Raw genomic sequence first — 21098 nt, forward strand, 5'->3', positions numbered from 1 at the left:
ATAAATAAGCGATAAAAATAAAAAAGCTGGCATCAAGCCAGCTTTTTACATTAGGACATGCGATTAAGCACGTTCTAACAATACCGCAACTGCAGGAAGTGTTTTGCCTTCAACGAATTCAAGGAATGCACCGCCACCAGTCGAGATGTAGCCAATTTTGTCAGCAACTTCGTATTTGTCGATTGCAGCTAAAGTATCGCCACCACCAGCAATCGAGAAGCCTTCAGATTCAGCAATTGCTAAAGACAGTGCTTTAGTACCTTCACCGAACTGATCTACTTCGAATACGCCGACTGGACCATTCCAAAGGATGGTTTTAGACGTTTTCAGGATTTCAGCAAATGCTTTTGCAGTTTCTGGACCCACGTCAAGGATCATGTCATTGTCTGCAACATCTTCAACTTTCTTCACAGTCGCTTTCGCTGCAGCTAATGAACCCAGGAAGTCATCAAAGTTGATTTCAGATGCATCAGCAACCACAACATCAGTTGGAAGCGGAACTGAAACTTTTGCTGCAATCGCTTTCGCTGTATCGATCAGGTCATTTTCACACAGTGATTTACCTACATTGTAACCAGCAGCTGCAAGGAACGTATTTGCGATACCACCACCAACGATCAATTGATCACAGATATCAGACAATGAAGTCAAAACATCAAGCTTGGTAGAAACCTTAGAACCCGCAACGATCGCAACCATTGGTTTTTCAGGCGTTTTCAATGCACGACCCAATGCATCCAGTTCAGCTGCCAATAAAGGACCTGCTGCTGCTACTTTAGCTAAACGAGCGACACCTTCAGTTGATGCTTCTGCACGGTGTGCAGTACCAAATGCATCCATCACAAATACGTCGCAAAGTGCTGCATATTTTGCTGCAAGTTCAGGATTATTCTTCTTTTCACCTACGTTGAAGCGGCAGTTTTCCAGTAAAACCACTTGACCCGGCTGAACTTCAACACCGTCCAGATAGTCTGTGAAAAGTTTTACTTCCTGACCCAATGCTTCAGTCAGATAAGCTGCTACAGGCGCAAGAGACTGTTCAGCCTTCGGCTCACCTTCAACTGGACGACCAAGGTGTGAATACACCATGACAGCCGCGCCCTTTTCTACTGCAGCTTTAATTGTTGGTAATGCAGCACGTAGACGCGCATCGCTAGTGATTACACCATTTTTAACCGGTACATTTAAATCTTCACGGATCAGAACACGTTTACCCGTCAGGTCAAGGTCAGTCATACGCTGAAAGTTCATTGTAGAGCTCTCTTTATAGATATTAAAAACGAGGCGATTTTAAATGATTATGCAGAAAAAGGTTAGCATCTTTTGCAGAAAACATTATGAATGCCAAAGTTTTGTTATGATAGAAAAAAGCTTCTTCCAGATTCAGTACCTATGTCGATACATCCTGATCCTAATCTTAACCGTCTTAATGTTCTGGGCGAGCCTTTGGCAAGCTGTTGTTTTGATCCCATTACTGGGTATTTCCGTAATGGCTTTTGCCATACCGCACCTACCGATCTGGGACAGCACACTGTCTGTGCACAGATGACCTCTGAATTTCTGAATTTTTCCCAGAAAGTGGGCAATGACCTGATTACACCATTACCAGAACTGGGATTTCCTGGACTGCAACCTGGTGATTTCTGGTGTATCTGCGTTACACGCTGGGTAGAAGCTTATGAAGCTGGACAAGCGCCACCGATCAAGCTGCAAGCCTGTCACAAAGCTGTCCTTGCTTACGTTCCTCTCCATATTTTAGAAGAATACGCTGTCTAATGAATACCGCAAAAATCATCTTGGCTTCTTCAAGCCAGACCCGTAAAGAACTGATGAACCGTCTACGTCTTGATTACGTATCGGTCGTCCCGGACATAGATGAATCACCCCAAGGTGAAAATCATGCGGATGAATTAGCCAAACGCCTGGCTTTTGAAAAAGCTCGTCATATCGCTGAGCTACATCCTGATGCGATTGTAATTGGGTCTGATCAGGTAGCCTGGCGTGAAGGCGCACCAGATATCTTTATGGGTAAGCCTTTAACAATAGAAAAGGCCATTCGCCAGCTGCAGGCCAATTCGGACAAGATTGTGTATTTCAGTACAGCGCTCAGCGTTCAGCAGAAATCTACCGGTTTTGAACGTACGCTGGTAGAACATTACAAAGTCAAATTCCGCAAACTGTCTCAAGCGGAAATTGAGCGTTATGTAGAGATCGAACAGCCGCTGCATTGTGCCGGTAGTTTTAAATGTGAAAGCCTTGGGATTAGTCTGTTTGAAACCATGATCGGTCAGGATCAAACTACCCTGATGGGTATGCCAATGATTCAGCTATGTAATATTCTTCGTGAGCTAAAGATTTTAGTTCCTTAATCTCCTTTATTTTAGGCTTTATTTATGTCCCTACCTCTAGACGTTTTAGGCGGTATTACCGCTGAACAATTCCTTGCCGAATACTGGCAAAAAAAACCGCTGCTGGTACGTAATGCCATGCCTGAAATCGCAGGCCTGCTAGAGCCTGATGATGTGATGGAGCTAGCACTTGAAGAAAATGTCACTGCACGTCTGATCAAGCAGAAAGATCGTGATCCAAATCAGTGGTCGGTCAAGACATCTCCTTTATTAAAAGCTGACTTCCAGAAGATGCCTAAGCTTTGGACTTTACTGGTTCAGGCTGTGGATCACTATTCTTTCGACCTGTCTGAACTCTGGAAAAAGTTTGCCTTTATCCCTCAATGGCGTCGTGATGACATCATGGTGTCTTATGCACCTCAAGGCGGTTCAGTCGGTCAACATTTCGACTTTTATGATGTTTTTCTGGTTCAAGGCTATGGTCATCGCCGCTGGCAACTGGGGCAAATGTGTGATGCCGAGACCGAACTTGTACCGGGGCAGCCATTAAAATTATTGCCAGAAATGGATGTGCATTTTGATGAAGTTCTTGCACCCGGTGATTTGCTGTATATTCCACCCGGTCTGTCTCATTACGGCGTAGCAGAAGATGACTGTCTGACTTTCTCTTTTGGTTTCCGTATGCCAAATGTCAGTGACATGATGGACCGTGTAGGCGATAAATTTTCGGAAAATGAAGTCTTACGCAATCCATTGACTGACATCATTCGCGATCATATCAGTGCTGCGGGTGAAGTCACAGGCAATGAACTTGAATATCTGAAAGGCAAAATCATGGAGCAGTTGCATAACTCCAATGTGCTTGAAGATGCCATCATGAGCCTGATGTCAGAACCAAAATATGAAGAGAATATTCCGGAAGCTGAAGAAATTGGTACAGGTGATCTGGAAGAAGCACTTGATCAGGGCTATAGCCTGATGCTTGAACCCGCTTCACGCTTACTCTATACAGAAGAAGATGGTGAAACCTTATTCTGGGCCAATGGTGAGGGAATCTGTATTTCTGAAGCATTTACTTCAAAACTGAAGCAGATTGCTGATGGTGCGCGTGTCTTATTGGATGAAGATTTCGCTGACGAAGATATACTGGAGGATGTTGCTGAGCTATTGAATGATTCTGTACTGATGCTAGTGCCACCGGCTGACGAAGAGTAAGTTTTTATATCTCGGTCATTTTAAGTCTATAAAAAAAGAGGATCATATGATCCTTCTTTTTTATGTATGTATAATTTTGAGATGATTAAGGCTGATAGAGTTCCATCACCACGTGTACGCAAGTATCGCCTTTCGCAGACTGAATATCCAGCATTCCACCCATGCGTTCAATACGCATTTTCATACTGCGCATACCAATGCTCATGCCATTTTTCTGCACCATCTCCGGATTAAAACCGATACCATTGTCCTGAATTTTTAAAGTCAGTTGATGTGGTTGTGTATATTCCATACTCACACTCACTTTTGTGGCCTGACTATGCTTGATAATATTGGTCAAGCTTTCTTCTACCACACGGATCAGGGTCAGACATTGTAAAGCCGTAGGTTCACGCTGCCAGACTTTAGGAAATGACCATTCTACGGCGATATCCATTTCTTCCAGCAATTGAGTAAATCGGTAACGTACTGGCGCAATCCAGATCACTGGCGTTTCAGGCACTTTATTGTCAATAGAAGAACCGCTATCGATGATTTGACGCAGGTCATCCCTAAGCAGCTTCAGCATAGATAAAAACTGTCGATTGGAAATGTTTTCGGTACTTTGATCCACCAGAATCATGGAACGCACAATCGAGCCACCTAGTCCATCATGCAGTTCATGTGACAGATTAATCCGTTCCTGCAAACGCACATTATCCAGTTCCAGCTTATGCTGATCACTCAGGCTTTTATTTAGATCTGCACTGACTTGCCGTACTTTGGATCCCAGCTGCGTATTAAATTTTTCGATTTTTTTAATATTACGATTCAGTCGTGTCCCCATAATTAGCACGACAAACAGGATAATAATCGGTGATGTATAAGGTGATAAAGGTGAGAATTCACTAACCGCCGTTTGACCCAGAATGATCAGATCTATAATGACACACAGCAAAATTCCCCACAGACAAAGCATCAGAAACAGATATTCGCCATTTCGAGTTTTAATTGCCCAGTAGCTAACATAGATGACACAACTAATATAAAGCAGCACATAGCAGACAAAAGCAACACTGAGCACTGCTTCTAAATGATCTAAAGAACTGGCTATGATGAATAGACTGAATAAAGCAGTCACCCCGATAAGTCCCCGCTCCAAACGCTGAAATTTCTGCTTCAAGAACCGAATTAGATACAGACAAAAACAGTGCATATAGAGGATAAAGAAAATCAGATTGGCTTTACCGGCCCATATACTGGAGGGAAAAGGAAAATTCTCTGTGGTTAATACATTGGAGATAAACAGAATCCACAATAATGAACTCAACGCCAGCCAGCCAAAAGTGGTTTCTGAACGTCGGAATAGCCAGATAATCAGGCTAATGACTCCAATCGTACCGGATAGAATCATATTGATCTGAAAGAGCGTACGGCGATCCCAGATCTTTTTTGAGTAATGCTGGTCATTGGCCATGATGTTGTGAAATTCAATTCTGCCAAGCCCTGCACCCTGGAAACTATAGCCTCGTACATAAATCAGCAGTTCATTGTCTGTCTGCTTCAAGCCCGCAATGGGCAAAATCCAGTAACGTGGTACATTCCAGCTTTTAGACAAAGGCTCTTGCAGGTTTTGATCCGACCACAGCAGATCATCATTCAGGAAAACAGCTCCAGCAGAGTTCAGATAATCAATACCAAAAACAATGGGTTCAGCGAGACGTATATTGTCCTGACAAGACCAGCCCCAGCGAATTTTATACCAGGCACCCCCATTATATTTTGGCCAGTTATTTTTCCAGTTATCCGGCAATGTTACAGGTTGCCAGCCCGCCTCCGGAATTTCGAGATGACTTGGGACTTGAACTTTTTGTTGCTGTTCAATGTTCACCTGACAAAGCTCGTTAATCTGAAAATTATTCTGTGCCAGACTGATGCAAGAGAATAGGCTCAGCCAGCTCCCTATCATTAATAGAGCGAAGAGCCTTAGTCTTTGCCCAAACATCTTGCTAACAGACAGCATTCGCACTAAAGAATACCTAAATGCCGGGCGGTGCTGACTGCTTTGGTCCGCTTGCTAACAGAGAGTTTGCGGTAAATATGCTTGATATGACTTTCAACGGTATAACGTGACACGCAGAGTTCATCAGCAATTTCACGATTGCTGAGCCCCTGTGCCACCAATGAAAGAATTTCTTTTTCCCGTTGGGTCAGGCTTTCCTGTTCAGGATCAGGTACAACCTGCTCCAAAGAGGAAGATGGCTCTGAACTGGAAATCTGCTTGAGAATTTCACGCGCAATAAAAGGATCAATGGGTGCGCCGCCCCGCAAAATACTACGAATTGCCAGACTCACTTCTGTATCATCGCGTTCCTTGAGTACATAACCAGTTGCTCCTGCCTTAATTGCTTTTAACAGGCTGTCCTGAGTACTCCAAGCGGATACGACGAGTATCAAAGTTTGTGAACCGAGCTCATGTATTTTTTCAATAATGGAAATGCCATTTCCATCTGGCAGTCCAAGATCAATCAGTGCTAAACAGAACGGTTCTTGTTGCAGAAGATATTCGGCTTCCCTGACATTATTGGCGAACAGCAATACTTCATCGCTATACCCCAGATCCTTCAAAATATTTTTTAAACGGCACTGAATGACATATTCGTCTTCAACAATTAATACAGGTACCGGTAGTACGGCGTCTTGTGCTGTCATAAGCACACCCCTTATCGTTATTCTTATCACCCCATTGAAATTAAAATATAAACAAAAAAAGAAGAAAAATCATGAGTTTTTTTAACTTTATTGTGAGTAGCTCTAAGTATGAATAATTTTGAAAGCAGAGTTCTTGTTCTTGGAAAATTTAAATTTATAAACCATAAAAATGCCATCTATTTTCAGATGGCAATTTTTTATCTTCCAAATATTAGGAGCAGTTTATTTTTTGCTTTTCTTCTCAGGACCATATTGCTGCTTCAAATACTCCACAATATCTTTGGACTCAAACATTTTTGTATTGGTATTTGGGTCAACCAGATAAGGAACCTGAATATTATCTCCCATTACTTTTAAGACCTGTTCACGCTTACCACCCGGTAAAGGTTCATATTTCCCCGGTTTTAAACGCAGTTTTGCCAGACCTTGATCCTGCCAACGTTCTTTTGCCACATTATGATAGATGTAAGGGATTTCCAGTTCAGACAATACGCCACGGACAATACGGGTATATGGACTGGCTTCAAAGCCCCACAGCTCAAGAAGCTGTTCAGGCGCAGGGCTATTCTTCGACAACGGTTTAGCCATGCCACCACGTAGACCATTCACCATCGTACCTGCAATGGCAGCAACCGGCACTTTTGGATAATTTGAATATTTGGCTGGAGTCTTACCTGTCTTGCCATAATGCTTAAACAGGTGATGAATAATATCCTGAGATTCGTATAGCTTATCTCCGGTATTTTCATCTACTAAAAATGGAAACTGAAGTTTGCCACCTTGCTGTTTCACTTCGGGACGAAAGCGTTTACCGCCTCGTGGGCACGGATACACTTCATAATCGAGATTCAGTAAAGTCATGACCTCACGGACACGACGACAGAATGGCGATCCTTCATATTCATAAAGCTTGAGAGGCTTTTCAGGCTGATTCGGAAATGGTGTTCCAGTGGTACCACGTCCACCTTCCAGAAATGCGGATGCCAATGCCTGTGCTACTTTAATCTGATGGCCTAACATATCGTCTGTCCTCTTTATTATTTTCAAACCGTGAAAGCAGCAATCTAAACTGCCTGACTTCCACGGTATAGCTTGTTTTTGTATATTTTCAATAACCGGAATTAGTCCACCAGTTGCTCTTTGGACAGGACAATGCCGTTGTTATCAGCATAGACATACTCGCCTGATTTAAAGGTCACGCCACCAAAATAAAGCGGCACATCTACCTCACCAATCCCCTTACGGTTGCTCTTTTGAGGAATAGAAGCTAAAGCATGTACACCAAGATCAAGCTCAGCAATCGCATCGACATCACGGACACAGCCGTAGATAATTACACCATTCCAGTGGTTTTTCACCGCAGACTCAGCAATCAGGTCACCCATCAATGCACAACGCATCGAAGCACCACCATCTACAACCAGAACCTTGCCGGTACCATCTGTCGCCAATAACTCTTTTACTCGAGAGTTATCTTCAAAACATTTTACGGTCACAATCTGGCCGCCAAAGCTTTTACGTGCACCATAGCTTCTAAAGAATTTGCCATCCAGGCATGGGGTGACCACCTGCAAGTTTTTATCCGGATTGTCATCAAGCAGGTCACAAGTTACAAATGGTACGCTGGACACGATTTTTTACCCTCATTTCATTTTTTGTATGGCTAAATTATCATAAATTTCAAATTTCACAGTCTGATTCAGCGCTGCATATACCATAGTATGAGCCACCTGCTCTGCTGTCACTGGCTTGTATTTAAAAGAATCGGGGATGAAATGCGAAAACTTGTCAAACAGGTTCTGTGCCGCGTCTTCCAGTAACCGCTGATGATCCCGCTCACCAATCAACAAAGAGGGTCGGAACAAGCTGATACGCTCCAGAGACAAGGTCTGGATATAATCCTCTAATTCACCCTTTACCCGGTTATAGAACAGTCTGGATTTTGAATTGGCACTCATCGCACTAATCAACAGATAATGAGCATCCGTTTGCTGCACCAGTTCGGCAAAATGGGCGTTGATGGTGTAATCGGTATTATAAAAAGCTTCTTTGGAGCCGGCTTTCTTTAGCGTGGTACCCAGACAGCTAAAGGCATGGGTATGGCCACTGACATCCTGATCATTGAGCATTAAAAAGTCCTCAACGACCACCTGCTTGACCTTGTGCCACTGTTCAAATTCTGGTTGATGTTTACGCACGATGACGCTAATACGCTTACAACTAGGTTCATTTACCAGCTGTTGTACCAAAGTCTTTCCGACCAAGCCTGTAGCGCCAATCACGATAGGATATGTAATGGTTTTAGTCATTTTTTGTACGATCTCCCTGCTTAGATACTAATCTAACGTTTTCTTTAGAATTTTTCTGCAACTAAAATGTTGTCAAAGCATGTCAAGACTTGACTTAAGCCCATAGTTTCCTCAAAATATGGCACTTGTTTACGGGCTGGTGATAGTTCTTCTGATGTGGTTTTCAGTTGAGTTTCAGCCCGCCCAGACCAATCTATTTCAAGGAGTGCACGAGTGGCAAACTCTGCTCAAGCAAAAAAACGTGCTCGTCAAAACGTTAAAGCACGCAAACACAACGCAAGCTTGCGTTCTATGGTTCGTACATATCTTAAACGTACAGTAGCTGCTATTGCTGCTGGCGACTATGCTGTTGCTACTGAAGCTTACAAAAAAGCTGTTCCAGTAATCGACCGTATGGCTGACAAAGGTATCATCCATAAAAATAAAGCAGCTCGTCATAAGAGCCGTTTGAACGCGCAAGTTAAAGCATTAGCTTCTAACTAATCGCAAATCAAAAGAAGCCCTTTTAGGGCTTTTTTTGTGCCTGAGATTTAATACCGAATCAATAATAAAGAATGATGAATACCAGAAAGTATCTAATCCTAGTTATAGAAATCTTCTATTCAAATAAAAATAGAATACATTATTCATCCTTATCCATAGAATGAGGTGTTGTCGTCTGATCTTGCTGCGCATTGTCTGTATCACGCTGACAGGCAGTTAATCCCAGCATAACGACCAGACTTAAAATTGTGATTATTTTCATGATGACTCCTATGCTTCCAAAATTGGTTTAAATATCAGCATAGTGATATTTCATCGTTACTCTATTTCACTTTCATACGATAAATGTAAAAAAGCTCAACCTAAATGATTGAGCCTTTGAATTATTTATTTACCTTTAATTCGGCATTCTGAAATTGGGAAATATCCAGCTCATGCACTTTGCCCCGCCAGATCCATTTTAGTTTAGATTCCTCAAATACATCGCCTTCAAACCAGACAAACAGACCTTCCATCATTTTCGGCCAGTCTTCACGACTGACTTCCTGATGCCCAGACATCACTGCAATCATCGCTGCCAGAATGGTGTCATGACTGACCGCCAGACTGAGTCCATACAGCGTTTTCGGATGAGTGTTGTAAATTAATTCCAGTACATCCACTACGCCATTAATGGGATGTTTCATTCCGGGCAAGGCATTATTGACGAAGCTATTGATAAAGCCCAATGCCCCCTGTTTTTTGAAATATGGCCCTGCTTTTTGAATATCCAGTACAAAGCTGCCTGGCTCAACTAGCAAACCCTGTTCAACGATTTCAATCTTATGGGTATGCGGTGCTTTATCCGTTGCATCTGCCCCCTCGATCATCAATGCTGCGGTATCTACACAGCGCTGAATCGGACTCGATATACAATGCTGGATATGCCGATCTGTCTGATTAACCAGATAAGCACCCCATTCCTGCGCCAGATCACGTCCTTGCGGCGTCAACTGCAAATCATAACCTGCCAGTCCCTGACCAGCGACATCTTCACGCAGAGAATGCCGCGTAAACAGAGTCACAGGTGTCTTGGTATCAGGCAATAAATCTATTGCACTGAGCATACTTGGTGGAAGCAGTTTTAATGCCACAATCTTGCCAACTGATCTATCAATGGAATCTTCCTCACTATACCATGAACGGCTATGAGCTCAATCATTGTCTTGCATGTCTGCCAGTGCCCGTAAAGCCAGTGCTTTCATTGCTTCATTCTTATAGGCGATAAACCCGCCATTCAGTAAGGTCTTGCGCTGATTGTAGATGAATGGCCGACCTTCAAGATCAACCAGCCCTCCACCAATCCGCTCAAGCATGCATTGACCGGCACTGGTATCCCATTCAGAGGTTGGATGGAAACGCGGATAGATGTCTACTCGGTCTTCAAGGATCATGCAGAATTTATAGGCACTTCCTGCCTTGAACTCGGTGTACGCGCTAAGTTTAGCCAGGCTTTGCAGATACTCGACATATTTAGGTTTTTGCTGGCTGCTCTGACTCAGACCGACAAAGACATCCTGATGATCGGTAGCTGACTCATAGCCAAACCATGCCTGATTCTGAATATCGTATTTAATCGGCAAGCCTTCTTCAGGACAGAAATAAATTAGCTGCTGCGCAGGAACCGCCAGAATCGCAAAGGTAGTCAGACTGCCTCTGACCAGACTGAGATTAATCGTGAATTCGGGGCGCTGATGCAAAAACTCTTTGGTGCCATCCAGAGGATCAAGCAACCAGAAGTCTGTCCAGGCATGACGCTGATCCTGCTGCCCCTCTTCTGACAATAAAGGCAATTCTGAGATTTCCGCTAAAGCTTGGGTTAAATAACTATTCACCCGATAGTCTGCCTGGGTCACAGGAGAATCATCACTTTTCTTGACAATACCAAACGCAGCACCTGAACAATAACGCTGATATTCTTCTCGCAAAATTTCACAGGCCTGTGTCAAAATGGGCACAAACTGCAATATCATCGGATCTTGTGGTGCTATTGTCGCTTTAAACATAGAAAACCTTATATGTCGAATTGCTCAGAAAAACCGCCTGTCATTTTTGATATGGACGGAACTTTACTTGATCTTGCCTACGATGATTTCATCTGGAGCGAGTTATTACCGGTCCGTTATGCTGAAACACATGGCTGTAGTCTGGAACAGAGCCGCGAAACGCTTTATGCATTCTATCAGCAACATAATCATACCCTAAACTGGTACTCTTCTCGCTTCTGGACGGCTAAAGTCGAAGTCGACGTTCTGGCCATGCAAATCGAGCATAAAGATAAGGTTAGCTTACGCCCTTATTGCCTCGAATTACTCGATTATCTTAAAAATAATGGCTATCCCATCTGGCTTGCCACCAATGCCGACTGTGCAGGACTCGCCTTCAAACTGGATCATCTGAATCTCAAAGATTATTTTGATGTGATTGTCAGCTCGGAAAGCATTGGACATGCCAAGGAATTTGTAGAATTCTGGCAAGGTCTGAATGCTTTGCACCCCTTTGATCCTGAGCAGGTCTATTTTATTGATGATACCGAAAAAGTCCTGAATGGTGCCAAGGCTTATGGCATCCAGAACCTGTTCTGTATCCAGCAACCATCTTCCAGTAAAGTTGCACGCCAGACTTGTAATTACCCGATGCTGCACCAATTAACAGATTTAATCACTCATTTAAATCAGTCTGAGGTAACCAAGCAATATGCGTAAATCGTCTTTACCCGAAGATGCGGTAGGCATGCGTATAGATAAATGGCTGTGGGCGGCACGTTTTTTTAAAACCCGTTCCATTGCCAAGAATGCTATTGAGGGCGGTAAAGTCCATCATAATGGTGAGCGTGTAAAAGTATCTCGCGAAGTCCGTGTGGGTATGGAGTTGACGATTCAGCAAGGTATCGACAAAAAAACCGTAGTTGTAAAAGAACTTTCTGATGTTCGTGGTCCTGCACCTGTGGCACAGAAACTGTATGAAGAAACTGAAGTCAGTATCGCTCGCCGGGAATTGATTGCATCACAAAGAAAGTTGCATAATCTAGCGCGTCCCGATCATCGGCCAAGCAAAAAAGATCGTCGAGACATCAGTCGATTCAAGAATGAAAATAGTCAGAACTTTGATCAACATTGGTCATATAATGATGATTAAATTCAAGCGTCAGCATGTGTCGTAACACTGCTGGATTTTATAGAATACAAGGGAAATTTCTGTCACTATATTCCTGTGGAACGAAGCTCTAATGTAAGACATCCACTTGAGTACTAAGTTTGTGACATCGTATTGAGGTTGTAAGATGGATGAGAATAAAAACAAGGCGCTCAATGCTGCCTTAAGCCAGATTGAAAAACAGTTTGGTAAAAACACAGTGATGCGTCTTGGTGACAATACCGTGCAAGCAGTTGAAGCTGTATCTACAGGTTCTTTAACGCTTGATATCGCACTGGGTATTGGTGGTTTACCGAAAGGCCGTATTATCGAGATTTATGGTCCTGAATCTTCAGGTAAAACCACAATGACATTGCAAGCGATTGCTGAATGTCAAAAAGCTGGCGGTACATGTGCATTCATCGATGCCGAGCACGCGCTTGATCCTCAATATGCCCGTAAACTCGGTGTAGATATTGATAACCTGCTGGTTTCTCAACCAGACAACGGTGAACAGGCACTTGAAATCGCTGACATGCTGGTACGTTCTGGCGCAATTGACCTGATTGTAGTCGACTCTGTTGCTGCCTTGACCCCTCGCGCAGAGATTGAAGGCGAAATGGGTGACTCACATATGGGTCTGCAAGCACGTTTGATGAGCCAGGCACTGCGTAAAATTACCGGTAATGCCAAGCGTTCAAACTGTATGGTGATCTTCATTAACCAGATCCGTATGAAGATTGGTGTAATGTTCGGTAGCCCGGAAACGACTACTGGTGGTAATGCACTTAAATTCTACGCTTCGGTACGTCTGGATATTCGCCGTATCGGTCAGGTAAAAGAAGGCGATGAGATTGTAGGTTCTGAAACCAAAGTCAAAGTTGTGAAAAATAAAATGGCACCTCCATTCAGAGAAGCTCTGTTCCAGATTCTGTATGGTAAAGGTGTTAACCATCTTGGTGAACTGATTGACCTTGCAGTACAGCAAGAAATTGTTCAGAAAGCGGGTGCATGGTATTCATATCAAGGCGACAAGATTGGCCAAGGTAAGAACAATACCATCCGTTATCTGGAAGAACACAAAGAGCTGGCGGATACTATTGAAAAACTGATCCGTGAGCAACTGCTTACTACAGGCAAAGTAGTCGAAGATAAAGACGAAGAAGAACCAGCAGACTTTCTGGATGCATAATCCTTGAACGTCATAACAGAGCGCCCTACGGGGCGTTTTTGTTATTATGGAATAGATATTTTTATCGAGATCAATATGTCAGACGCAAAATTCAGCAAACTTTTGGACTATGACGCGATTAAACAGCAGTTTGGTGATGCTGAAGACTCAGTCACTCCTGCACCTGTTGAGCCACAGACTTTGCCAGAATTTGATCCGGAAGACAGCTTATTTGGTAACTCCGATAAAGAGCAGAAGAAACCCGGTCTAACCGGCACCCGTTTGCGTTCTTATGCCTTTGCTGTACTAACTCGCAAAGAATACTCCAAAGCTGAACTCATTGAGAAACTGGCGCTTTATGCAGAAGATCGAAATGAAGTGGTCACTTTGGTTGAAGAGCTATCTAGAGAAAACTATCAAAGTGATCAACGTGTCGCTGAAATCATGTTGTCGAGCCAAAAGCGTAAAGGCAAAGGTCCCAATCAGATTAAAATGAAGCTGAAAAGCAAAAAAATTGATACTGCCCTGATCAGTGAAGAACTCAAAGAAACGGACTGGGTACAACAGGCTTATGAACTGAAGCTTAGAAAATATGGTTCAGAAGTGACGAAAGATCCAAAACTTAAAGCCAAACAGATCCGTTTTCTAATGTATCGTGGTTTTGAAATGGATGCGATCATGAAAGCGATTAGCCGCAAGGCCGAAGATTAATTCTTTTTTTTATTTGTGAAAATTACGCTTAGGCTATTTTATTATTTTCCTCATTACCATCTTACTTAAATAGTTTCCCTTATTACAATTAATCCCAAACAACAAAAAGCTTTCAAAAACTCAAATTAAGATAGTCTATTCAAAAGATTGAATTTCAATATTCCAAACAATATGGCATCCACGAAAGCAGCTGTGAATAGAAGATTGAAAGTAAAGATTAAAAGGAATAGAAAACAATAGAAATTAAGATTGAAAAATAAAAAAATAATATAGAGAAATTTTATAATTATAAATCTGGTGGCAACCCTACCAGCAAAGCTCCGGCACATCATAGATCTACTACCGTTGCTACCTTCCGGTCCTGGCGGGGTTCATAGAGTACAATTGCGAAGTAACCGGCAGGGCTACCATTACAGGAACAGAGTATAGAGATTTTTATTGAAGTTGCAAGGGCTGTATTTCAAATTTTCGGCATAAGCTATCCGTTTGATTATTTTAAAAACAATATACCCCATTATGCTGATTTTTTAATATTCTTCACAATTAATTCATGAATATCGAAATTCACATGATCTTTGTAAAACCTTGTTGCAATTTCTAAAAATGCCGTTTTAAATGTGAAGCTATAAACAGGTTATCTCTTTTAGAATAAATGAGCTGCGGATACATAATCTCGCCAAGAATCATGGAACTTATATGATGTTTAAGAAACAGGTATTGTGTGCCCTCACTGCACTCTGTACAACCTCTCTTTTTGCTGCGATTCCTATCGAATCACGTGGACTCAGCCAAGGTGCTCAATCAAATAATATCAGCACTCAATCTGCCATTGCTACAGGTGCAGATGCACCTCAGACCAATACCAGCTGGCAGCTCATGCAAAAAAACCAGCAGCTTGAAAATGATCTACGCAGTTTACGTGGAAAAATCGAAGAACAAGAAAATGAAATCGAGAGATTAAAGAGCGAATTAACCAACCGCTATGCCGATCTGGATCAACGTCTGGAACTATTGCAGCAAAAAATTGAACCTGCTGAAGATACCTCCACGGAGGATAACCAACAGGATATTTCTCCCAGTTTAAGCTCTAATGCTCCAGCTACCACTCATCAGGCATCCACAACGCAACAGCCGAGTGAGCAGGAAAAAGCGGCTTATACCATTGCACTAGATGCCTATAAAAATGGTGGTGCAGCTAAAGCCATTGCGCCCATGCAAAATTTCATCAAGAATAATCCGAATAGCGTCTATATCAGCAATGCTCACTTCTGGTTAGCCGAATTTAACCTGTCGATTGATCCGCCGAATTTTAATGAAGCAAAGAAGAATTATCTGATCGTGGTTGACCGCTATCCGAATTCTGCAAAAGCCTCTACTGCCCTTTATCAGCTTTATAATATTAGTAAGGATGTAGAAAAGAACGCTACTCTTGCTTCACAATATAAAGCGAAACTACTCAAGAACTATCCGAAAGCTGAAGAAGTTAAATTTTTGAAGTAAATAAAAAGTCCCATAAAAAAAGACACCACGAAGGTGTCTTTTTTTAATTCTACTTTCATTTCTTTAGCTTAGCGCACAATGCCACGCTTTGATTGTTCGAGTGAATCAATCAGACGTTGTGCTTCAGAAACTTCTGGAAGAATCTCGTTACGGATTTTCTCAATAGCTTCCTGAGTCGTTAAACCAGATTTGTAAATCAGCTTAAAGGACTCACGTAAACCGTTAATTACGTCTTTCGACCAGCCTTTACGACGCATGCCTTCAACATTCATGGCAAATGCATGTGCCGGATTACCCGATACCATCACATAGGCAGGAACATCTTTCAGAATCAGTGAAGCGCCCCCAATCATGCTGTAAGAGTCAATTTTACAGAACTGGTGAATACCTGAGTTACCACCAATCACGACATAATCGCCTACGTGTACGTGACCCGCTACACCGACATTATTTGCGAAAATATTATGATCACCAACCATACAGTCATGTGCAATATGGGTATTTACCATTAACAGGTTATGACTGCCAATCTTGGTAATACCTTTGTCTTGCACCGTACCACGGTGCAGACTGCAGTGTTCACGGATCTTGTTATAATCACCAATTTCCAGCCAGGTTTCCTCACCTGCATATTTCAGATCCTGGCAGACTTCACCGACACTGGCGAACTGAAAAATTTCATTATGTTCACCAATACGTGTGAAACCACCTACCACGACATGTGAATGCAGTTTGGTACCAGCACCAATCGTGACATTTGGCCCAATAATACAGTAAGGGCCAATCTGTACATCTGCAGCAATTACTGCAGATGCGTCAATGATGGCAGTTGGATGAATTAGGGGATTATTGCTCATGCCTGCTCGACTTTCAGATGGGAAACCATAATTTCCGCGGTTGTTGCGACAATGCCATCTACTGTGGCAATGCAATTATATTTATAAATGCCACGTTTTTGCATCACTAATTCAGATTTAAGTACTAATTGGTCGCCAGCAACCACTTGTTTTTTAAATCTAACCTTCTCAGCGCCAGCAAAAAGAAATAATGAACCTTCTTTTGGAGTTTCATTATTCATGACAAAACCAAGGATACCTGAGATCTGTGCTAATGCCTCTACAATCAATACGCCTGGCATGATTGGATAGTTCGGAAAATGGCCTTGCAGAAACTCTTCATTAATTGAGACGTTTTTATAACCAACAATGCCATTTTCGGTAATATCGACAACGCGATCAACCAGTAAGAATGGATAGCGATGGGGCAAATATTCACGAATCTTTTGAATATTCATTGGCAATTCAGGCTTCGTGAATGTAGGCAAATTCGACTCTGTCATCATAATTATTTACGCAACTTAAATGTTGATTCAATGGACTCAATTTGAGATTGCATATGATCCAATCGTTTCACCAACTGGGTCAATGGCACATCTGCTAATTGTCTTAAGCGAACCACTGTGCGTTTCCATTGCTGATTTGGCAACAATCCCATGCCTGAAGAATAAGTACCTTCTTCAGTAATGTTATTTGTCACCATTGACATTCCTGTCAAGGTCACATTATTGGTGATATGTAGGTGTCCTGCTACCCCACAGGCCCCCGCAAGAATACAGTTTTTGCCAATCGTGGTACTGCCGGCAATCCCGCATTTGGCTGCAATCGCAGTGTTTTCACCAATCTTGACGTTATGGGCGATTTGCACAAGATTATCAATAATGACACCTTGTTCCAGAATTGTGTCATCCAGTGCACCCCGGTCAATACTACAGTTTGAGCCGATCCGGACATCATCTGCAATACGGACTGAACCCAACTGGGCAATTCGATGCCATTTCCCTTGATAAGGTGCAAACCCAAAACCTTCACTACCAATTACGGTATTGGCATGGATCCGAACACGATTACCGATTTTTGTAGCACCTGTTAAAGTCACATGTGCATCAATAAAACAGTCCCGACCAATTTCAACCTGGTCGTCGATCTGAACGTGTGACTGGATAATCGTATTTTCACCCACCACACAATTCTCACCAATAACGGCATAGTGGCCAATATAGGCACTGTCAGCAATGATGGCAGATGGATGAATTTGTGCGGTACTTTCAATTCCCTGAATCGTATGTTTTTTCTCAAAAACGTGAGTCAGAATTGCAAAAGCCAGATAAGGATTGGCTACGACAATGAAGTTCTGCTGGGAAGTTAGCTGCTCTTTTAATTCAGCAGTCACAATTAAAGCGCCCGCCTTACTCTGAGCTGCCTGTTCCAGATATTTATCTGCATTGACAAATGCAAGGTCATGAGAGGTTGCATTTTCAAGACTTGCCAAACCTCTCAAACATAAATCTGCCTGACCTACATACTCACCTTGGACAAGACGAGCGAGGTCAGCTAACTGAAGTTTTTGATAATTCATCGATTATTTAATTGCATTAACCTTTTGAATCATTTTATCAGTTAAATCATACTTCGCGTCATAAGCAAGTACGGAATTTTTATTTAAAACCACATCTAGCTTGTTTTCTTGGCGCAATTGTTCAGCAGCACGCTTCAGATTTCCTTCAAAAGCCTTATTTACACTTTGCATGCGCGTTTGCACAGTTGCCTGTACTTGTTGCTGCACACCTGCCAGTTGAGTCGCTTTACCTTCAAATTCTTTGGCTATTTTTTCACGTTCTGCTGGTGTTTTTGCAGCCTGGCCTTTTTGCTTGATTGCAGCAAGGTCTTTTTGAAACTGTGCAATCTGTGCGGTTTGCGGCTTGATTTCATTTTCCAGAGTGGCATTTTGCTGCTTTAAATAGGTACTGTTTTGTACTACTTTTTCCAGATCAACAATTCCGTAATCATCCGCATGTGACAATGAAGTTAATCCCGCTAAAGCAATACCCATTGCCATCATCATTTTTTTCATGTTTTTACCCATTCAAAAAATTTTGCTCACAAAACCTGATGGCTTCATGAGCAAAATTTATATTTAAGATCAAAGTTTTCTTAGAAAGTACGTCCAATTTCAAACTGAACATTTTGAGTTTCATCACCGTCTTTATCATTCAACGGGTATGCATAGCTCAGTGATAATGGACCAATCATGGTAATCCAGGTGAAACCAGCACCTACGCTATAACGCATATTGCCTGCATCGAAACCAAAGTTATCTTTACAGTACTGTTTACCACTAATCGAGCTGCCATTCACGAAAATATTATCATTAGATACATCACACTGAGTATCAAATACTTGAGCACCTTCAGCAAAGAGTACCGGACGAACCTGACGCGCCCAATCTCCCTTAAATGGAACAGGCAGAACTAACTCAGTACCAAACTGAACTAAAGCATTACCGCCCACTTCTTCTGGGGATGGATCAGTTCGGCCGATGTCAGAGAAATATACGCCTGGATATTTAGGACCTAAGGTACTGTTTTCATAACCACGTACCGAACCATAACCACCGGCATAGAAGTTCTTATAGAAAGGCAGGTCATTACCATAGCCTAAACGGCCATAACCACGCAGAACAAAGTCTTTGCCTAATGGGAAGAAAGCCTGTGCGTCATAGGTGAGCTTTTGATATTCCACATCACTACCTGGCAAGGCAATTTCTGCATTGACACGATGTGACATACCTGTAGTCGGGAACATTGGACGGTTCAAGGTATTATAAGACCAACCCAGATTCAGGTTATAGGTCAAGAAATCGCCTTTAAACTCTTGACCATATGAAATAGTATCAAGTGGAGCACCATTTGCATCTACACAGTTGCCTGTTGCAGATTCAACCTGACCTGGGCAGAAGTCACCACGCTTGGTTTCTTTACCACCATTACGTTCCAAATAGTCAGCCACATATGTAGATACATATGGCCCTGTGGTCACTTCAGTCTGGTCTATATTCAGACCCAGGCTTACACTCTGGTTCTCATCAATTGGATAACCAAAGTTAATACCACCACCCAAGCTGTCTGTAACATAGTTGTTTACGTTATAGTCATCATCCAACTTTGTTTTACGGTAGTAAAGATTATAACCGCGCCGTACACCATCAATCGTGAAGTACGGGTCCATTACACTCAAGTTATAATAATCTTGAGTTTCGGAACGTGACAGATCAATCGAAACGCTGTTCCCTGTACCCAGGAAGTTAGTCTGACTTAGACCAGCCTGGAACGTTACACCACCACTTTGAGAGAAACCAACAGCTAGAGTACTTGTACCTGAATGCTGCTCTTCAACTGCCACATTCAAATCAATCTGATCTGGTGATCCCGGAATACGAACAGGTTTGATATCAACTGTTTTGAAGAAACCAGTACGTTCTAAACGTACTTTAGACAGGTCAATCTTCTCATTGCTTGCCAGCGCACTTTCCATCTGGCGCATTTCACGACGTAATACCTCATCGGCAGTTTTAGAATTACCTGTGAAGTTGATCCGACGCACAGTGACTTGTTGACCTGGGTTAATATAATAGTTCAGGTCAACCTGTTTAGTTTCGTTATTGATTTGAGGTACAACATTTACTTCAGCATAGTAATAACCAGCATTACCATATTTACGTAGCAATAGCTGCTTGACCGCATTCACTCGTTCCTGAGAGTATGTGTCGCCTTCTTTATACAATTGCAAAGCTTGTAGCTCTTCAGGTTTATAAAGCGCATCACCCAAGAATTTGGTTTGTCCAAACTTAAACTGTTCGCCTTCATTGACTGAAACTTCAATAAAGACATTCTTTTTATCTTCACTCAGATTCAGACTTGAATTGGTAATATTGAAGTTGATGTAACCGCGGTTCAGATACATCGCACGTAAAGCTTCCAAACTCGCAGCCATTTTTTCACGTGCATAACGGTCATTACGTGAAATGACCGAGCTCCAGCCACTTTCTTTAACAGCGAAAGCCTGCTTGATATCTGATTCTTTAAAGACAGTATTGCCGATAATATTGATATCAAAAACTTTAGCGGCTTTACCTTCAACAAAATCAATCAGCACTTCAACGCGGTTATTTGGTCGCGGTGTCGTTGTTACCGTAATATCGGCATCATAACGACCTTGCTGCATATATTGCTGTTCCAGCTCGGTTTCGACTGTTTGCAGTGCAGATTTCTTCAGTACCTCACCTTCAGCCAGACCCATTTTTTTCAGGCCTTCTTCCAGCGCTTCCTTTGGAATCAGCTTATTGCCTTTCAGCTCAATTTTCGAAATTACCGGACGTTCTACGACCTGGAATACCAAGGTATTGCCCTGTTGAACGGCTTTGATGTCATCAAATAGTCCAGATGCATACAGGCTACGAATCGCATTGGCAATGATCGGATCATTCACCCGGTCACCACTGTTGATTGGCACCAAGCCGTACACATTTTCTGGAGTTAAACGTACCAATCCATCAAATTTTATATCTTGTACAATGAAGTCTTCTGCCGCATATACTTGTTGTGCTACTGCCATTGCACTAACGAGTGCCAAAGGCATAAATAAATGTGTGTGCTGCATG

At 42.4% G+C, this 21098-nt stretch carries 23 protein-coding genes and 1 other RNA gene; 9 read left to right on the forward strand and 15 right to left on the reverse strand.

Features of this window, described 5'->3' with window-relative positions; translation table 11 throughout:
- Positions 1-63: 63 nt before the first annotated feature.
- A complete protein-coding gene (locus tag FTU00_RS06095) occupies positions 64-1251 on the reverse strand; it encodes a phosphoglycerate kinase (RefSeq protein ID WP_034702596.1) in 1188 nt (395 codons plus the stop codon).
- Between the two features lie 141 nt (positions 1252-1392).
- Between FTU00_RS06095 and FTU00_RS06100 the strand changes: the two genes are divergently transcribed.
- The 3 genes from FTU00_RS06100 to FTU00_RS06110 are packed head-to-tail and all read left to right on the forward strand — an operon-like array spanning position 1393 to position 3563.
- On the forward strand, positions 1393-1776 hold the full coding sequence (locus tag FTU00_RS06100) for a DUF2237 family protein (RefSeq protein WP_034170328.1): 384 nt from the start codon (positions 1393-1395) through the stop codon (positions 1774-1776).
- Positions 1776-2369, forward strand: coding sequence for a nucleoside triphosphate pyrophosphatase (locus FTU00_RS06105; protein ID WP_034702599.1), 594 nt, complete (start codon positions 1776-1778; stop codon positions 2367-2369). Before FTU00_RS06100 ends, FTU00_RS06105 begins: the two co-directional genes overlap by 1 nt.
- A 24-nt stretch (positions 2370-2393) precedes the next feature.
- The gene (locus FTU00_RS06110; RefSeq protein ID WP_180179339.1) at positions 2394-3563 is read left to right on the forward strand and encodes a cupin domain-containing protein; all 1170 of its coding nucleotides are present in this window, start codon (positions 2394-2396) and stop codon (positions 3561-3563) included.
- A gap of 85 nt (positions 3564-3648) precedes the next feature.
- Here FTU00_RS06110 and FTU00_RS06115 read toward each other — a convergent pair whose 3' ends face one another.
- The 5 genes from FTU00_RS06115 to FTU00_RS06135 form a co-directional block, all read right to left on the reverse strand.
- Positions 3649-5511, reverse strand: a complete 1863-nt coding sequence (locus tag FTU00_RS06115; RefSeq protein ID WP_180179340.1) for an ATP-binding protein — start codon at positions 5509-5511, stop codon at positions 3649-3651.
- Between the two features lie 59 nt (positions 5512-5570).
- Complete coding sequence (locus FTU00_RS06120) at positions 5571-6254, reverse strand: response regulator transcription factor (protein ID WP_180179341.1); 684 nt, start codon at positions 6252-6254, stop codon at positions 5571-5573.
- A 222-nt stretch (positions 6255-6476) separates the two neighbouring features.
- A complete protein-coding gene (locus FTU00_RS06125; protein WP_034702605.1) occupies positions 6477-7274 on the reverse strand; it encodes a glutathione S-transferase N-terminal domain-containing protein in 798 nt (265 codons plus the stop codon).
- Positions 7275-7375: 101 nt separating this feature from the next.
- Entirely contained in the window at positions 7376-7885 is a 510-nt protein-coding gene (rraA, locus tag FTU00_RS06130) for a ribonuclease E activity regulator RraA (RefSeq protein WP_125278329.1), read from the reverse strand.
- 12 nt (positions 7886-7897) lie between these two features.
- On the reverse strand, positions 7898-8563 hold the full coding sequence (locus FTU00_RS06135) for an NAD-dependent epimerase/dehydratase family protein (RefSeq protein WP_180179342.1): 666 nt from the start codon (positions 8561-8563) through the stop codon (positions 7898-7900).
- A 213-nt stretch (positions 8564-8776) separates the two neighbouring features.
- Here FTU00_RS06135 and rpsT point away from each other — a divergent pair, with 213 nt between their 5' ends.
- Positions 8777-9046: a 30S ribosomal protein S20 gene (rpsT, locus tag FTU00_RS06140; protein ID WP_004786139.1), complete on the forward strand. Its 270-nt coding sequence runs from the start codon at positions 8777-8779 to the stop codon at positions 9044-9046.
- A 139-nt stretch (positions 9047-9185) separates the two neighbouring features.
- Here rpsT and FTU00_RS15555 read toward each other — a convergent pair whose 3' ends face one another.
- The 3 genes from FTU00_RS15555 to FTU00_RS06150 all read right to left on the reverse strand — a co-directional run bounded on the left by FTU00_RS15555 (position 9186) and on the right by FTU00_RS06150 (position 11091).
- Entirely contained in the window at positions 9186-9308 is a 123-nt protein-coding gene (locus FTU00_RS15555) for a hypothetical protein (protein ID WP_004786141.1), read from the reverse strand.
- A 121-nt stretch (positions 9309-9429) separates the two neighbouring features.
- Positions 9430-10179 carry a histidine phosphatase family protein gene (locus FTU00_RS06145; protein ID WP_179992317.1) on the reverse strand — a complete coding sequence of 250 codons (750 nt, stop codon included), beginning with the start codon at positions 10177-10179 and terminating at the stop codon, positions 9430-9432.
- Positions 10180-10239: 60 nt separating this feature from the next.
- Complete coding sequence (locus FTU00_RS06150; RefSeq protein ID WP_180179343.1) at positions 10240-11091, reverse strand: 3'(2'),5'-bisphosphate nucleotidase CysQ; 852 nt, start codon at positions 11089-11091, stop codon at positions 10240-10242.
- Between the two features lie 12 nt (positions 11092-11103).
- Between FTU00_RS06150 and FTU00_RS06155 the strand changes: the two genes are divergently transcribed.
- The 4 genes from FTU00_RS06155 to FTU00_RS06170 all read left to right on the forward strand — a co-directional run bounded on the left by FTU00_RS06155 (position 11104) and on the right by FTU00_RS06170 (position 14102).
- On the forward strand, positions 11104-11790 hold the full coding sequence (locus tag FTU00_RS06155) for an HAD-IA family hydrolase (protein WP_180179344.1): 687 nt from the start codon (positions 11104-11106) through the stop codon (positions 11788-11790).
- Positions 11783-12223, forward strand: a complete 441-nt coding sequence (locus FTU00_RS06160; protein WP_004786147.1) for an RNA-binding S4 domain-containing protein — start codon at positions 11783-11785, stop codon at positions 12221-12223. Before FTU00_RS06155 ends, FTU00_RS06160 begins: the two co-directional genes overlap by 8 nt.
- Positions 12224-12368: 145 nt before the next feature.
- Positions 12369-13412 carry a recombinase RecA gene (gene recA, locus FTU00_RS06165; RefSeq protein ID WP_004786150.1) on the forward strand — a complete coding sequence of 348 codons (1044 nt, stop codon included), beginning with the start codon at positions 12369-12371 and terminating at the stop codon, positions 13410-13412.
- 75 nt (positions 13413-13487) lie between these two features.
- Positions 13488-14102 (forward strand): regulatory protein RecX, encoded by a 615-nt coding sequence (locus FTU00_RS06170; protein ID WP_180179345.1) that lies wholly within the window; start codon positions 13488-13490, stop codon positions 14100-14102.
- Between the two features lie 304 nt (positions 14103-14406).
- Here FTU00_RS06170 and ffs read toward each other — a convergent pair.
- Positions 14407-14503: signal recognition particle sRNA small type (ffs, locus tag FTU00_RS06175), an RNA gene on the reverse strand.
- Between the two features lie 295 nt (positions 14504-14798).
- Here ffs and FTU00_RS06180 point away from each other — a divergent pair.
- Positions 14799-15602, forward strand: coding sequence for a YbgF trimerization domain-containing protein (locus FTU00_RS06180; RefSeq protein ID WP_180003113.1), 804 nt, complete (start codon positions 14799-14801; stop codon positions 15600-15602).
- A 68-nt stretch (positions 15603-15670) separates the two neighbouring features.
- Here FTU00_RS06180 and lpxA read toward each other — a convergent pair whose 3' ends face one another.
- From lpxA to bamA, 5 genes are all read right to left on the reverse strand, one after another.
- On the reverse strand, positions 15671-16459 hold the full coding sequence (gene lpxA / locus FTU00_RS06185) for an acyl-ACP--UDP-N-acetylglucosamine O-acyltransferase (RefSeq protein ID WP_004786156.1): 789 nt from the start codon (positions 16457-16459) through the stop codon (positions 15671-15673).
- Entirely contained in the window at positions 16456-16941 is a 486-nt protein-coding gene (gene fabZ, locus FTU00_RS06190; RefSeq protein ID WP_171064833.1) for a 3-hydroxyacyl-ACP dehydratase FabZ, read from the reverse strand. Before fabZ ends, lpxA begins: the two co-directional genes overlap by 4 nt.
- 5 nt (positions 16942-16946) lie before the next feature.
- Positions 16947-18017, reverse strand: coding sequence for a UDP-3-O-(3-hydroxymyristoyl)glucosamine N-acyltransferase (lpxD, locus tag FTU00_RS06195; RefSeq protein WP_180179346.1), 1071 nt, complete (start codon positions 18015-18017; stop codon positions 16947-16949).
- 3 nt (positions 18018-18020) lie between these two features.
- Complete coding sequence (locus FTU00_RS06200; RefSeq protein WP_213064459.1) at positions 18021-18512, reverse strand: OmpH family outer membrane protein; 492 nt, start codon at positions 18510-18512, stop codon at positions 18021-18023.
- An 80-nt stretch (positions 18513-18592) separates the two neighbouring features.
- A complete protein-coding gene (gene bamA / locus FTU00_RS06205; protein WP_179992311.1) occupies positions 18593-21097 on the reverse strand; it encodes an outer membrane protein assembly factor BamA in 2505 nt (834 codons plus the stop codon).
- Position 21098: the final 1 nt, after the last annotated feature.

Origin of the sequence: Acinetobacter sp. YH12041 (assembly GCF_013419975.1) — a bacterium.
Taxonomy (GTDB): Bacteria; Pseudomonadota; Gammaproteobacteria; order Pseudomonadales; family Moraxellaceae; genus Acinetobacter.

What these genes read in the sequence shown, in the direction of transcription:
- FTU00_RS06125 (WP_034702605.1), bottom strand. Translation starts at nt 7,274, where the DNA reads ATGTTAGGCCATCAGATTAAAGTAGCACAGGCATTGGCATCCGCATTT.
- fabZ (WP_171064833.1), bottom strand. Translation starts at nt 16,941, where the DNA reads ATGACAGAGTCGAATTTGCCTACATTCACGAAGCCTGAATTGCCAATG.
- FTU00_RS06180 (WP_180003113.1), top strand. Translation starts at nt 14,799, where the DNA reads ATGATGTTTAAGAAACAGGTATTGTGTGCCCTCACTGCACTCTGTACA.
- bamA (WP_179992311.1), bottom strand. Translation starts at nt 21,097, where the DNA reads ATGCAGCACACACATTTATTTATGCCTTTGGCACTCGTTAGTGCAATG.
- recA (WP_004786150.1), top strand. Translation starts at nt 12,369, where the DNA reads ATGGATGAGAATAAAAACAAGGCGCTCAATGCTGCCTTAAGCCAGATT.
- FTU00_RS06155 (WP_180179344.1), top strand. Translation starts at nt 11,104, where the DNA reads ATGTCGAATTGCTCAGAAAAACCGCCTGTCATTTTTGATATGGACGGA.
- FTU00_RS06110 (WP_180179339.1), top strand. Translation starts at nt 2,394, where the DNA reads ATGTCCCTACCTCTAGACGTTTTAGGCGGTATTACCGCTGAACAATTC.
- FTU00_RS06200 (WP_213064459.1), bottom strand. Translation starts at nt 18,512, where the DNA reads ATGAAAAAAATGATGATGGCAATGGGTATTGCTTTAGCGGGATTAACT.
- lpxD (WP_180179346.1), bottom strand. Translation starts at nt 18,017, where the DNA reads ATGAATTATCAAAAACTTCAGTTAGCTGACCTCGCTCGTCTTGTCCAA.
- FTU00_RS06105 (WP_034702599.1), top strand. Translation starts at nt 1,776, where the DNA reads ATGAATACCGCAAAAATCATCTTGGCTTCTTCAAGCCAGACCCGTAAA.
- FTU00_RS06115 (WP_180179340.1), bottom strand. Translation starts at nt 5,511, where the DNA reads ATGATAGGGAGCTGGCTGAGCCTATTCTCTTGCATCAGTCTGGCACAG.
- FTU00_RS06120 (WP_180179341.1), bottom strand. Translation starts at nt 6,254, where the DNA reads ATGACAGCACAAGACGCCGTACTACCGGTACCTGTATTAATTGTTGAA.
- FTU00_RS06170 (WP_180179345.1), top strand. Translation starts at nt 13,488, where the DNA reads ATGTCAGACGCAAAATTCAGCAAACTTTTGGACTATGACGCGATTAAA.
- FTU00_RS06150 (WP_180179343.1), bottom strand. Translation starts at nt 11,091, where the DNA reads ATGTTTAAAGCGACAATAGCACCACAAGATCCGATGATATTGCAGTTT.
- lpxA (WP_004786156.1), bottom strand. Translation starts at nt 16,459, where the DNA reads ATGAGCAATAATCCCCTAATTCATCCAACTGCCATCATTGACGCATCT.
- FTU00_RS15555 (WP_004786141.1), bottom strand. Translation starts at nt 9,308, where the DNA reads ATGAAAATAATCACAATTTTAAGTCTGGTCGTTATGCTGGGATTAACT.
- FTU00_RS06095 (WP_034702596.1), bottom strand. Translation starts at nt 1,251, where the DNA reads ATGAACTTTCAGCGTATGACTGACCTTGACCTGACGGGTAAACGTGTT.
- FTU00_RS06100 (WP_034170328.1), top strand. Translation starts at nt 1,393, where the DNA reads ATGTCGATACATCCTGATCCTAATCTTAACCGTCTTAATGTTCTGGGC.
- FTU00_RS06160 (WP_004786147.1), top strand. Translation starts at nt 11,783, where the DNA reads ATGCGTAAATCGTCTTTACCCGAAGATGCGGTAGGCATGCGTATAGAT.
- FTU00_RS06135 (WP_180179342.1), bottom strand. Translation starts at nt 8,563, where the DNA reads ATGACTAAAACCATTACATATCCTATCGTGATTGGCGCTACAGGCTTG.